Source organism: Micromonospora sp. BL4 (assembly GCF_003667505.1).
Lineage (GTDB): Bacteria > Actinomycetota > Actinomycetes > Mycobacteriales > Micromonosporaceae > Micromonospora.
On record NZ_RCVJ01000078.1, the window covers coordinates 1 to 12,714 of the forward strand.

At 74.3% G+C, this 12,714-nt stretch carries 13 protein-coding genes; 9 read left to right on the plus strand and 4 right to left on the minus strand.

Annotated elements, in window-relative coordinates; translation table 11 throughout:
• Window positions 1-7: 7 nt before the first annotated feature.
• Together EAD89_RS06390 and EAD89_RS06395 are read right to left on the minus strand one after the other, a co-directional pair.
• Window positions 8-1,093 (minus strand): DUF3866 family protein, encoded by a 1,086-nt coding sequence (locus tag EAD89_RS06390; protein WP_121675071.1) that lies wholly within the window; start codon window positions 1,091-1,093, stop codon window positions 8-10.
• A 59-nt stretch (window positions 1,094-1,152) separates the two neighbouring features.
• On the minus strand, window positions 1,153-2,160 hold the full coding sequence (locus tag EAD89_RS06395; protein WP_121675134.1) for a cation diffusion facilitator family transporter: 1,008 nt from the start codon (window positions 2,158-2,160) through the stop codon (window positions 1,153-1,155).
• Between the two features lie 129 nt (window positions 2,161-2,289).
• Here EAD89_RS06395 and EAD89_RS06400 point away from each other — a divergent pair, with 129 nt between their 5' ends.
• The 6 genes from EAD89_RS06400 (at window position 2,290) to EAD89_RS06425 (ending at window position 7,221) form a co-directional block, all read left to right on the plus strand.
• The gene (locus EAD89_RS06400; RefSeq protein ID WP_121652943.1) at window positions 2,290-3,288 is read left to right on the plus strand and encodes a YafY family protein; all 999 of its coding nucleotides are present in this window, start codon (window positions 2,290-2,292) and stop codon (window positions 3,286-3,288) included.
• Complete coding sequence (locus tag EAD89_RS06405) at window positions 3,285-4,349, plus strand: YafY family protein (protein ID WP_121675072.1); 1,065 nt, start codon at window positions 3,285-3,287, stop codon at window positions 4,347-4,349. Before EAD89_RS06400 ends, EAD89_RS06405 begins: the two co-directional genes overlap by 4 nt.
• Window positions 4,350-4,359: 10 nt before the next feature.
• A complete protein-coding gene (locus tag EAD89_RS06410; RefSeq protein WP_121675073.1) occupies window positions 4,360-4,605 on the plus strand; it encodes a hypothetical protein in 246 nt (81 codons plus the stop codon).
• Window positions 4,606-4,809: 204 nt separating this feature from the next.
• Complete coding sequence (tatA, locus tag EAD89_RS06415) at window positions 4,810-5,103, plus strand: Sec-independent protein translocase subunit TatA (RefSeq protein ID WP_089021067.1); 294 nt, start codon at window positions 4,810-4,812, stop codon at window positions 5,101-5,103.
• A gap of 18 nt (window positions 5,104-5,121) precedes the next feature.
• The gene (tatC, locus tag EAD89_RS06420) at window positions 5,122-6,075 is read left to right on the plus strand and encodes a twin-arginine translocase subunit TatC (protein ID WP_121652940.1); all 954 of its coding nucleotides are present in this window, start codon (window positions 5,122-5,124) and stop codon (window positions 6,073-6,075) included.
• 216 nt (window positions 6,076-6,291) lie between these two features.
• The gene (locus tag EAD89_RS06425) at window positions 6,292-7,221 is read left to right on the plus strand and encodes a diacylglycerol kinase family protein (RefSeq protein ID WP_121675074.1); all 930 of its coding nucleotides are present in this window, start codon (window positions 6,292-6,294) and stop codon (window positions 7,219-7,221) included.
• Here the strand turns inward: EAD89_RS06425 and EAD89_RS06430 are convergent.
• Window positions 7,184-8,101 carry a DMT family transporter gene (locus EAD89_RS06430; protein ID WP_121675075.1) on the minus strand — a complete coding sequence of 306 codons (918 nt, stop codon included), beginning with the start codon at window positions 8,099-8,101 and terminating at the stop codon, window positions 7,184-7,186. The genes EAD89_RS06425 and EAD89_RS06430 overlap by 38 nt on opposite strands.
• Window positions 8,102-8,213: 112 nt before the next feature.
• Here EAD89_RS06430 and EAD89_RS06435 point away from each other — a divergent pair, with 112 nt between their 5' ends.
• Window positions 8,214-8,522 carry a hypothetical protein gene (locus EAD89_RS06435; RefSeq protein ID WP_121652937.1) on the plus strand — a complete coding sequence of 103 codons (309 nt, stop codon included), beginning with the start codon at window positions 8,214-8,216 and terminating at the stop codon, window positions 8,520-8,522.
• Window positions 8,519-8,917: a hypothetical protein gene (locus EAD89_RS06440; protein ID WP_121652936.1), complete on the plus strand. Its 399-nt coding sequence runs from the start codon at window positions 8,519-8,521 to the stop codon at window positions 8,915-8,917. The genes EAD89_RS06435 and EAD89_RS06440 overlap by 4 nt, the downstream gene beginning before the upstream one ends.
• Window positions 8,918-8,935: 18 nt before the next feature.
• Here EAD89_RS06440 and EAD89_RS06445 read toward each other — a convergent pair whose 3' ends face one another.
• The gene (locus EAD89_RS06445) at window positions 8,936-9,706 is read right to left on the minus strand and encodes an HAD family hydrolase (protein ID WP_121652948.1); all 771 of its coding nucleotides are present in this window, start codon (window positions 9,704-9,706) and stop codon (window positions 8,936-8,938) included.
• Window positions 9,707-9,792: 86 nt separating this feature from the next.
• Here EAD89_RS06445 and EAD89_RS06450 point away from each other — a divergent pair, with 86 nt between their 5' ends.
• Window positions 9,793-12,594 carry an RNA helicase gene (locus EAD89_RS06450; RefSeq protein ID WP_121675076.1) on the plus strand — a complete coding sequence of 934 codons (2,802 nt, stop codon included), beginning with the start codon at window positions 9,793-9,795 and terminating at the stop codon, window positions 12,592-12,594.
• The last annotated feature ends 120 nt before the right edge of the window (window positions 12,595-12,714 follow it).

Consider the following 12,714-nt stretch of genomic DNA (forward strand, 5'->3'; position numbering starts at 1 on the left):
GGGGTGGTCAGGTCAGGAGGGTTGTGGCGTGGCGGCCTGCTGCCGCTGCCGCGAGGAAGTAGGCGTGGTCCGCGTCGAGGCCCCGTCCCATCGTGGACAGTGGCACGACGCTGGCCCGCAGCGCGGCGTCGAGACCGGCGGTGGGCACCCGGACGATGCGGTGCCGGGACGCCAGCGGGGCCAGCGCCGCGTCCACCTCGGCGGCCAACGCCGGGTCCAGGTCGTCGGGCACCACCAGCTCCGCCGGGGCGAGCGCCACCCGTCCGTACGCGGTGAGGCTGTGGTGCGACACGCCCCGGTGTCGGGGGCGGGGATCGGCGGCGGAGATCCGCAGCGACCCGACCGGTTGACCGCCCAGCGTGGCGATCGCGTTGACCGCCTCGCCGACGGCGACTCCGGAGAAGCCCCACCGGGTGCCGGTGCCGAGGTTGCCGGGGCCCTGCGCGACCACGGCCACGTCGGCGCGCAGCACGTGCCGGGCGGCGAGCAGGCCGCCGTGCAGGGTGGTGGCCTCCAGGTCGCCGCCGAACGACTGCCCGACGGTGATCGTGCCGGCCAGCTCGGCGCGCAACCCGGCGAGGGTGCGGGAGAACCAGGCCGGCAGAGCCCCGCCGTCGGTGAGCAGGTACGCCACCCGGGCGTGCGGGGCGTCGGCGCGGATGCCGGCCAGGATCGCCGGCAGGGCCGAGTGCAGGTCGGCGGTGACGACCGGCAGCCCGCCCAGGTCGTCGGCGTCGGCCAGCACGTCGCGGTGCGGTGACGCCTCCTCGTCGACGCCGAGCAGGATCGGTTGCAGGGGGGTGTAGCGGGCCTTGACGAGGTGCCCCGCGTCGCGGGTGTCGCCGGCGTCCGGCGGGTCCGGCGGCAGCCGGTCCGGCAGAGCCACCACCAGGGCGTACCCGCCGGTGCCCAGCCCCATCAGCAGCGCGCCGGCGTTGAGCAGCACGCGGTCGCCGGGCTCGGGCGTGCCGACCAGCTCCGGGTAGGCCAGCGCCCGCATGCGGGTGCCGTCGGGCAGGTCGACGTCCAGCTCCACCGCCCCGGTCCACTGCCGTCGCAGCGCCGCCACCGTCCCCGCCCGCCATCGCACCATGACGGGCACGCTAGCCGCGCGGGTCCGGCGCCCCGCGCCCGGGTGGTCCGGCGGGTGGCTCAGCTCCGCTCGGGTTCGCCGCCGGAGTCCGGGTTCGGTACGGCCTGGGTGTCACGGGTCCTGCCGCCGGCGCCGGGCAGCGATCGGGTGGGGTCGAGGAAGACGTAGCGGATCTCCGGGAACCGCCCGGTGAGCCGCCGTTCGGCCTCGTCGGCGGTGGCTTCGATGGCCGCGCCGGTGGCCTCGTCGCGGAAGTCGACCTTCGCGGCGACCAGGATGTCGTCCGGCCCGAGTTGCATGGTCAGCAGGGTGTCGATCCGTTCCACCTCGGGCAGCGCGGCCAGGTCCTGCTCGATCTCGTGGCGCAGCCGCTCCGGGACCGCCCGGCCGACCAGCAGCGACAGGTTGTTGCTGGCCAGGATCCCGGCGACGGTCAGGAGCAGCAGCCCGATGAGGATCGACGCGATGCCGTCCCACACCTCGTCGCCGGTGGCCTGGGACAGGCCGACCCCGAGCGCGGCCAGCAGCAGCCCGATCAGGGCCGCGCTGTCCTCCAGGAAGACGGCCTTGACGGTGGTGTCGGCGGTCAGCCGCAGGAACCGCCGGGGCGTGGTGTCCCAACGGCGGGACTCGCGGCGGACCTGCCGCACGGCCCGGGCCAGCGAGATCGACTCGATGACGAAGGACACACCGAGCACGATGTACGAGATCAGGTAGTCACCGCTGTGCTGGTGCACCAGGATGGTGGTCACGCCGTGGGTGACGGCGAAACCGGCGCCGGCGACGAAGGTGAACATGGCGGCGAAGAACGCCCAGACGTAGCTCTCCTTGCCGTACCCGAAGGGGTGCCGGGTGTCCGCCGGCCGGGCGCCCCGGCGCAGCGCCTGGAAGAGCAGCACCTCGGTGGTGGTGTCGGCGACCGAGTGCGCCGCCTCGGAGAGCATCGCGGCCGAGCCGGAAACTAGCCCGGCGATCAGCTTGGCCACCGCGATGGCGAGGTTCGCGGCCCCGGCGACGACCACGGTGCCGACGCTCTCGCTCTCCGGCCTGGCCCCCGCTTCCGACATGAGGAACACCCTATGACCGGTGGCGGCGGCGCGCCGGGCTAGCGGTCCCCGGCACCTCCGATCCGAACAGATGTGCGGCACGCCCGCGCGGGTGCACGTCTCGGGCGCGTCGGCTGCTAGCGTCTACCCGTGTCGCGGACCCGCACCGAACGCCTGGTCAACCTGGTGATCTGCCTGCTGTCCACGCGACGGTTCCTGACCGCCGCGCAGATCGCCGCGACCGTGCCCGGTTACGAGCACGATCCGGACGACGCGCGTGACCACGAAGCCTTCCAGCGCAAGTTCGAGCGGGACAAGGCCGAGCTGCGCGAGCTGGGCGTGCCCCTGGAGACGGGGACGGCCAGCGTCTTCGACGCCGAACCCGGCTACCGGATCGCCCACCGGGAATACGCGCTGCCCGACATCCCTCTCGAACCGGACGAGGCCGCCGCCGTGGGCATCGCCGCGCGGCTGTGGCAGCACGCCGGCCTCGCCGCCGCCGCGTCGTCCGGGCTGGCCAAGCTGCGCGCCGCCGGCGTGGACGTGGACCCGCAGGCCACCCTGGGCCTGGAGCCGATGGTCACCGTCGATCCGGCGTTCGCGCCGCTGACCGCCGCCGCCCGCGATCGCCGCGAGGTCGGGTTCGACTACCGGGTGCCCGACCGGGACGCGCCCAGCCGCCGGCGGCTCCAGCCGTGGGGCGTGGTCTGCTGGCGTGGCCGGTGGTATGTGGTCGGCCACGACCTGGACCGCGCGGCGACCCGCTGCTTCCGGCTGTCCCGGGTGGTCGGCGCGGTCCGGGTGACCGGCGCGCCCGGCGGGTACCAGCCGCCGGCCGGGGTCGACCTGATCAGCCACGTGGCCCGCTGGTCCGGGCCGGTGGAGCGCACCGGTCGGGCCACCGTCCTGGCCGCGCCGGGCCGGGCCGCCGGGCTGCGCCGCTGGGCGGTCGAGGTGACCGCCGGTCCGGACGGCGACCGGCTGGTCCTGCCGTACGCCGACCCGGACGGGCTCGCCGGCCAACTCGTCCGGTACGGCCCCGAGGTGCGCGTGCTCGATCCGCCCGAGGTCCGCGAGGCGGTCATCCAGCGGCTCAAGGAGATCGCGGCGCGACACGACGAGCTGGCCGTGACCGGGGGTGCCCGATGACCCGGCCGGCCGCCCGGGGCGGCTCCCGGGCCTCCGCCGACCGCCTGGCCCGGCTGCTCAACCTGGTGCCCTACCTGCTGGCCCGGCCGGGCATCGAGATCGCCGAGGCGGCCGGTGACCTGGGCGTCACCGAGCGGCAGCTGCGCGAGGACCTGGAGCTGCTCTGGGTGTGCGGGCTGCCCGGTTACGGCCCCGGCGACCTGATCGACATGGCCTTCGACGGCGATCGGGTGACCATCACCTACGACGCCGGCATCGACCGACCGCTGCGGCTCACCCCCGACGAGGCCCTCGCGCTCGTGGTGGCGCTGCGGATGCTCGCCGAGACACCCGGGGTGGCCAACCGGGAGGCCGTCGAGCGGGCCCTCGCAAAGATCGAGGACGCCGCCGGGGATCTGGTGGGCGCGCCGGTGGCGGTGCGACTGCCCGGGGACAACCGCCGGGTGGAGGCGCTGCGCGCCGCCGTGGAGGGCGGCCGGGCGCTGCGGATCACCTACTACACGGCCACCCGCGACGAGACCACCGACCGGGTCATCGACCCGCTGCGGATGCTCATGGTGGGCGGCCAGGCGTACGTGGAGGCGTGGTGTCGCCGCGCCGAGGCGGTCCGCCTGTTCCGCGCCGACCGCATCGACGCGATCACCGAGCTGGCCGAGCCGGCCACCGTTCCGCCGCAGGCCGTCCCGCACGACCTGACCGAGGGCGTCTTCCGCCCCTCACCCGACCTGCCGCTGATCACCCTGCGGGTCGGCCGGGGCGAGCGGTGGATCACCGAGTACTACCCGTGTGAGCGGGTGGAGGCCGGCGACGGCGACCAGTGGCTGGTCTCGCTGCGGGTGACCGACCTGGGTTGGGCCCGCCGGTTCGTGCTCGGCCTCGGCCCGGACGTCACCGTGGTCGCCCCGGTCGAGCTGGCCGAGCAGGTCCGGGCGACGGCGGCCGCCGCGCTGGACGCGTACGCCGTGCCCGCTCCCACCGCCGCGCCCCGGCGGCCCGAGGCCGACCCGACGACGCCCGACGCGCCGTCGGGCGACCCGGCGGTGGCCGGCCGCACGCAGTAGGCTGACCGCCGTGCTGACATGGATCGTGCTCGCGGTGGTGCTGCTCCCGCTCGTGGCGCTCACGCTGGCCGTGCGGCCGGTGCTGGCGCGGCTGCCCCAGCTGCGCCGCGCCGCGGTGGCGCTGCAACGTCGGGCCGTCGAGGCGGAGGCGCTGCGGGACACCGCCGAGGCGTTGCAGCAGCGCGCCGAGGGTGTTCAGCGCCAGCTCGACACCGCCCAGCAGCGACTCGCCCTGATCAAGGCCAGGCGCGGCTGATCGACCCGCGTCGCCATGCCGCCCCGGGCCGGGGCGCTCCGCCGCGGACGTGACCGCTGCGCGATGGTTGACTGATCATCGCGGTTGGTCAAGACTTCACCGGCCGGGCCGCGACGACTGCCCCCGGCAGGTGGCAACCGGCCGATCCACACGTACGATGGGCTGCGTACCGCCCCCGGACACACAGAGCGACTGGAGCTTCTCATGGGTGCCCTCAAGCCGTGGCACATCGCGGTTCTCGTGGTTGTGCTGATCCTGCTCTTCGGTGCGAAGCGGCTTCCCGACGCGGCCCGCTCGCTGGGTCGTTCGCTGCGGATCATCAAGGCCGAGACCAAGAGCCTGCAGGACGACGACCGCGACCTCGCCGAGAAGGCCGACGCGCAGGCCGGCTACCAGCCGCTGCCGCCGCAGGTCGGGCAGCCGCAGCAGGCGCCGTACCAGCAGGCGCCGCCGCAGCAGCCGGTCGCCGACCCGGTGCACCGCGTCCGCGACAACTGACCGGGAGGCCCGAGCACCGTGGCCTTCGCACTGCGTAAACGCGGCCCGAGCACCTTCGAGCGTGCGTCCGACGGCTCGATGACGCTCATCGAGCACGTTCGCGAGCTGCGCAATCGGCTGTTCCGCGCGTCACTGGCGATCATGATCGGCTTTGGCGTCGGCATCTGGCTGGCCGAGCGGGTCCGGTTGTTGTTGTCGCAGCCGTACTGCGACCTGCCGGGGTCGGTCGACCCGACCTCCGGCAAGTGCCTGTTCGTCCAGCTAGGCCCGGCGGACCTCTTCCTGCTGAACCTGAAGATCGGCCTGTGGGTGGGCCTGATCATCGCAGCGCCGATCTGGCTCTACCAGCTCTGGGCGTTCATCGCGCCCGGGCTGCACCGGCACGAGCGGCGCTACGCCTACGCGTTCACGGCCATGGCGGCGCCGCTCTTCGCCGCCGGAGCGGTGCTGGCGTACTTCGTCACCGCCAAGGGCCTCGAGTTCCTGATGAACGTGTCCGGCGATGACATCTCGACCACCCTGGAAGTCACCCGGTACATCTCGTTCGTCACCAACCTGATCCTGCTGTTCGGGGTGGCGTTCGAGTTCCCGCTGATCGTGCTGATGCTCAACTTCGTCGGCCTGGCCAGCGCGAAGCGGCTGCTCAGCTGGTGGCGCGTGGCGATCTTCGTGTTCTTCGCGTTCTCCGCCGTGGTCACACCCACCCCGGACCCGTTCGGGATGACCGCCCTGGCGATCTGCCTCTCCGCGCTCTACTTCGGCGCGGTGGGCATCGCGTTCCTCAACGACAAGCGGCGTGGGCGCGGCAAGGAGGCCTACGCCGGCCTCGACGACGACGAGGTGTCGCCGCTGGAGCACGACCCGGAGCCGGTCGAGGCGGGGCAGCGGGTCGACGCGACCGCACCGGTCGGCGCACCGGACCCGATCGCCGCGCCCGCTCCGATCGAACGCCGCTACGACGACATGACCTGACGGCCCCGCGTCGCCCGGTCCGCCGACGCCGTCCCCGCCTACCGGGGGCGGCGTCGCCGCGTTGTGGGGTGGGCTCGGGATCGGCGAAACTCGTGTCGTGGCGGGCTCGCGCGGGATCCAGGGAACCACCCCAACCTTCTTACGGAGAGCGGCCTGACCGGGACCGCCGGTGAGGGTCGTCCCGGCCGATGTACGGCGGGCGTCGCACCGGTTACGGTGCTGCCCGTGACCGCAGACGATCACTCGCTCGCCGGGGGCCCTGTCGCCGTGCTCGCCAACCCGACGGCCGGCCGGGGACGGCACCGTTCGCTGCTGCCCCGGCTGCTGGAGGGCCTGGCCGCCGCCGGGCGACCGGTCCGGCTGCTGTCGGCGGCGAGTCCCGCCGAGGCGGAGGCGGCGTGCCGCGCCGCGGTCGCCGACGGCGCCGGCGCGCTGGTCGCGATGGGCGGGGACGGCACCGTGCACCGGGCGATGCAGGCCGTCGCGGGCACCGCCGTGCCGTTCGGGGCCGTGCCGGCGGGCACCGGCAACGACTTCGCCGTGGACACCGGCTTCCCGGCCGATCCGGTGGCGGCGGTCGCGGTGATCGCCGAGGCGTTGCGCGCCGGCCGGACCCGCCTGGTCGACCTGGCCCGGATGACCGGCGCCGACGGCGCCGAGCGCTGGTACGGGGCGGTCCTCGCGGCCGGGTTCGACGCGATCGTCAACGAGCGGGCCAACCGGATGCGCTGGCCGCGCGGCCCCCGCCGGTACGACGTGGCGATCCTCGTCGAGCTGGCCCGGTTGCGGCCCCGGCGGTACACGCTGCGACTGGACGGGGTGCCGCACGAACTGGACGCGGTGCTGGTGGCGGTGGGCAACTGCCCGAGCTACGGGGGCGGAATGCGCATCTGCCCCGACGCCGACCCGACCGACGGGCTGCTGGACGTGGTGGTGGGTGGCCGGATCGACCGGCGCACCCTGATCCGCATCAAGCCGCGCATCTACCAGGGCACCCACGTCGACCATCCCCTGGTGCGCAGCTACCGGGCGCGGACGGTGGAGCTGAGCGCCGAGGGCATCACCACGTACGCCGACGGTGAGCGCTCGCTGGACCTGCCGGTGACGGTCAGCGTGGTTCCGGGCGCGCTGCGGCTGCTGCGCTGACCCGCACCGCCCCGATGCTGGCCGCGATGACCAGCACGATGGCGGCGCACTCCAGCAGCGTCAGCGCCTGCCGCAGCACCAGCCAACCGGCGAGCGTGGCGATGGCCGGGCCGAGGCTCATCAGCACCGCGAAGGTGGCGGTGGGCATCCGGCGCAGCGCCAGCAGTTCCAGGGTGTACGGCAGCCCGGAGGCGAGCACCGCGAGGGCCGTGCCGAGCGCCAGCACGGGCGGGTCGAGCAGCACCGAACCCCCGTCGATGATGCCCAGGGGCAGGGTGATCACGGCGGCGAGGGTGAGTGCCAGGGCCAGCCCGTCCGCGCCCGGGAACCGGCCGCCGACCCGGGCGCTGAGCACGATGTACGCGGCCCACATGGCGCCCGCGCCGAACGCGAAGGCCACGCCGGCCGGGTTCAGCCGGTCGAAGCCGCCCTGCCCGAGCAGCGCCACGCCGGCCAGCGCCAGCCCCGCCCAGCACCAGCTGGCCAGCCGGCGGGCGGTGAACACCGACAGCGCCAGCGGGCCGAGCACCTCCAGGGTCACCGCCGGGCCCAGCGGGATCCGCTCGATGGCCTGGTAGAACAGCGAGTTCATGCCGGCCAGCGCCAGCCCGAACGCGCCGGCCGCCGCCCAGGCCGACCGGTCGTACCCGCGCAGTCGGGGCCGGCACACGAGGAGCAGCAGGACGGCCGAGATCGTCAGTCGCAGGGTGACCGCGCCGGCCACCCCGGTCCGCGGGAAGAGCAGGGCGGCCACGGCGGAGCCGAACTGCACCGACAGCGCGCCGCCGAGCACCAGCCCCACGGCGGCGACGCCACCGCGCCGGGCCGGTGGCGCGCCGGCTGGACTCGACGCGGGCAGCAGGGTTTCCGTCACGGCCATGACGCTAGGCGGTCTGCTTCGGCCGCCCTCCGGCGGTGTCCACCAATGACCGGCGCGCCGACACGGCCGTTGACGGTCGCCAACGCGGTGCTACCGGCGTACCGTGCGTGGTATGACCAGCGCGATGCGGAAACTGTCGATCTCCGTACCACCCGACGTGGCTGAGCGCCTGGAGCAGGAGTCGAACGCGAGCGCCTACATCACCCAGGCCGTCCGGGACCGCATGCGCCTGGACGCCCTCGATGCGGAGCTGGCCCATCAGGGCATCCAGATCACTGAGCAGGGCGTGGCCGAGGCGCGCGCCCGCCGTGCCGCCGTGGAAGCCGAGTGGTCGCCGGAGCGCCGGAACGCCCTGCGGGAGCGGGCGCGCCAGCACGTGCTGGACGCCGCCGCCGGCACTGTCGAGCAGCCAGCCGCGTGAGCCTTGCGGACGACCGGCCGGTCCGGCTCGTGCTGGACCGGTCGGCACTGCTGGCCTACCTGGCGGGGTCGGTGCACGTCGGGGAGCCGCTGCACGAGGTCATCCAGGACCGCAACCGGTTCGGTGTCACCGCCGTGACGGCGGCGGAGGCCCTGGCGATCGTCAGTGACCCGAAGGACCGGGCGACCCTGCACCGGCTGCTGACCCTGGACGCCTGCACGGTGCTCTCCACCGAGGGTCACTCCTGGCACGAGCTCAGCTACTGGCGCACGCTGACGGGCCGCGCCGATCTGGCCACCACCGTGCTCGCCTGCCTCGAACACGACGCCTCGATCCTGACCGGCGAGGACCGGTACGGCGACGGCGATCTACCGGTGATCCACATCCCGGACTGACAGGTCCGGCGGCGCCGCTCAGGCCGGCAGCGCCAGGTCCAGGACGGCGCCCAGCCCGTTCTCCCGGCCCGGGTCGGCGGCCGGCAGGACCAGCACCGAACAGCCGGCGGCCACCGCGCCCGCGTCCGCCGGGGTGTCACCGACCATCAGCGTCTGCTCGGGGTCGACGCCGAGCATCCCGCAGGCGCGCCAGAAGATCGCCGGGTCGGGTTTGCACCGCCCGACCTCGTAGGAGAGCACGAACGCGTCGACGAGGTCGGTCAGCCCCCAGGCGTCGAAGTGCGGCCGCAGGTCGAAGCCGATGTTGCTGACCACCGCCACCTTTACCCCGGCGTCGCGCAGCGCGGTCAGGGTGGGGGCGGTGTCCGGGTACGGCAGCCAGCCCTCGGCGGTCAGCAGCCGCTCGTAGAGGGCGTCGGCGAAGCCCTCGATGCCCGCGTCGACGGTCTCGGCCAGCCCGGTGTAGGCGCCGCGGTGGGCGTGCGGGTAGAGGTCCCGGTCGGCCCACAGCTCGGCCAGCCGGGGCGGCACCCGGGCCGGCAGTGGCCCGCCGGCCCGCCCGGCGGTCAGCAGCCGGTCGGCCAGCGAGGTGGCCTTGACGCGATCCAGGGTGACCCCGCACGTCGCCGCGGCCTCCAGCACCCACTGCCGCGGCTCCTCCACCTGGGCCAGGGTGCCGTGGAAGTCGAAGAGCACCGCCTTGACGGGCCGTCGGGACGCCCGGGAGGCGGCGGCGTCATCGGCGCTGCCCGGCGGACGAGTCTGGGGCGGTTCGGCATGGTCCGGCACGCCGTGCACCCTACCGACCGCCGCCGACGGCCCCGCCGCACGGCCTTGTCGGGTGCGGTGTCCCGGCACGCACTAATCTTGGTGACATGTCGAGCCCCGCCGAGCGGTACGTCGCGGCGCGCCGCCGGGCCGCGCAGGCCTCACAGTTCCCGGCGCTGGACGAGTTCGCCCTTGATCTGGGGTTCGATCTCGACGACTTCCAGCGCGAGGCGTGCCAGTCGCTGGAGCGGGGCAGCGGGGTGCTGGTCTGCGCCCCCACCGGCGCCGGCAAGACCGTGGTCGGGGAGTTCGCCGTACACCTGGCGTTGCGCGGGCGGCCCGGCGACGCGGCGGCGGCCGACGACCCGGGGGTGCCGCCGACCCGGCGCAAGTGCTTCTACACCACGCCGATCAAGGCGCTGTCCAACCAGAAGTACCACGACCTGGTCGCGCGGTACGGCGCCGAGCAGGTCGGCCTGCTCACCGGCGACAACGCCATCAACGGCGACGCGCCGGTGGTGGTGATGACCACCGAGGTGCTGCGCAACATGCTCTACGCGGGCTCCAGCACCCTGCAGGGGCTGGCCTACGTGGTGATGGACGAGGTGCACTACCTCGCCGACCGGTTCCGTGGCGGGGTGTGGGAAGAGGTGATCATCCACCTGCCCGCCTCGGTCACCCTGGTCTCGTTGTCGGCGACCGTCTCCAACGCCGAGGAGTTCGCCGACTGGCTGGTCACCGTGCGCGGCGAGACCGCGGTGGTGGTCAGCGAGCACCGGCCGGTGCCGCTGTGGCAGCACATGCTGGTCGGCAAGCGGATGTTCGACCTGTTCCACGACGCCGACGCCGCCCGCAAACACGACGTGCACCCGGAGCTGCTGCGCTACACGCGCGACACCATGCGCCGCCTGGAGCTGGGCGAGGGCCGCAGCGCCGGGCCCGGCTCCGGCCGGCGCGGCCCACGCTGGCGCGGCCCGATGCGTCCGGACATCGTCGACCGGTTGGACCGCGAGGGTCTGCTCCCGGCGATCCTGTTCATCTTCAGCCGGGCCGGCTGCGCCGCCGCGGTGCAGCAGTGCCTCGCCGCCGGGCTGCGGCTCACCTCGCCCGAGGAGCGGGCTGAGATCCGTCGGGTGGTCGAGTCCCGGGTCACCGCCATTCCGGGCGAGGACCTGACGGTGCTGGGCTACTGGGAGTGGCTGGACGGGTTGGAGCGCGGCCTGGCCGCCCACCACGCCGGCATGCTCCCGGTGTTCAAGGAGATCGTCGAGGAGCTGTTCGTCCGCGGCCTGGTCAAGGCGGTCTTCGCCACGGAGACCCTCGCGCTGGGCATCAACATGCCGGCCCGCTGCGTGGTCCTGGAACGACTGGTCAAATACAACGGCGAAGCCCACGTCGACCTGACCCCGGGGGAATACACGCAGCTCACCGGGCGGGCCGGTCGACGCGGCATCGACGTCGAGGGGCACGCCGTGGTGGTGTGGTCCCCGGAGACCGACCCGCGGCACGTGGCCGGGCTCGCCTCCACCCGCACCTATCCGCTGCGCTCCAGCTTCCGGCCCTCGTACAACATGGCGGTGAACCTCGTCGGCACGGTCGGCGCGGAGCCGGCGCGGGCCCTGCTGGAGTCGTCGTTCGCCCAGTTCCAGGCGGACCGGTCGGTGGTCGGCCTGGCCCGGCAGGTGCAGCGCAACACCGAGACCATCGAGGCGTACGGCGCGGAGGCCGCCTGCCACCACGGCGACTTCGACGAGTACTTCGCCCTGCGGGTGGCGATCGCCGACCGGGAGAAGGCCATCGCCCGGCAGGGGCAGACCCAGCGGAAGGCCGCCGCCGTGGCGTCGCTGGAGCGGCTGCGGGTCGGCGACGTGATCCGGGTGCCGGCGGGCCGGCGGGCCGGACTGGCCGTGGTACTGGACCCGGCGACCGGCGGTTTCGGCGAGCCCCGCCCGCTGGTGCTCACCCAGGACCGTTGGGCCGGGCGGGTCAGCCCGGGCGACTTCACCACCCCGGCCGAGGTGCTGGCCCGCATCCGGGTGCCCAAGCACTTCAACCACCGCTCGCCGGGCGCCCGGCGCGACCTCGCCGCCGAGGTCAGCGGCACCGGCCTGGACCGGCACGGCGGCCGGCGGGGTGGCCGTTCCCGGCAGGCGGCCGGCGACGACCACCGGCTCTCCCAGCTCCGTACCGAGCTGCGCAACCACCCCTGCCACGCCTGTCCGGAGCGGGAGGAGCACGCCCGCTGGGCCGAGCGGCGCCGGCGGTTGGAGCGCGACACCGAGGAGCTGCGCGAGCGGGTGTCCGGCCGTACGGGGTCCCTCGCGCGGACCTTCGACCGGATCGTGGCGCTGCTGACCGACCGCGGCTACCTCAGCGGCGACGGCGCGGTCACCGACGCCGGTCGGATGCTCGGCCGGATCTGGACGGAGGCGGACCTGCTGGTCGCCGAGTGCCTGCGCCGGGGGGTGTGGGACGGGCTGTCCCCGGCCGAGTTGGCCGCCGCCGTGTCCGTGGTGGTCTTCGAGGCGCGCCGCGACGTCGACGAGCGGGCGTCGCTGCCACGCGGGCCGGTGGCCGACGCGGTCGACGAGACGCTGAAGCTGTGGGGCGAGATCGAGGCCGACGAGGCGGCGCGCGGGTTGACCGCGACCCGGGAGCCGGATCTCGGCTTCGCGTGGCCGGTCTACCGGTGGGCCCGTGGCGACGCCCTGGCCAAGGTGCTCGCCAGTGGTCACGAGATCGACGGTGAGATGCCGGCCGGTGACTTCGTCCGCTGGGCGCGCCAGGTGGTCGACCTGCTCGGCCAGCTGGCCGACTCCGGCGGCGCGGCACCGGACCTGCGCTCCACCGCCCGGCAGGCGATCGCGGCCATCAACCGGGGCGTGCTGGCGTACCACACCTCCGCCTGATAATCACTTTCGGTCACCGCCGTTGGCGAAGCGACGTATCGGACCGTCACCGGGACAGCACCCCCCGGATAGCCCGAGGGGTGCTGTTGCGCCTGTTCGGAGCACCCCTGATCATTGCCC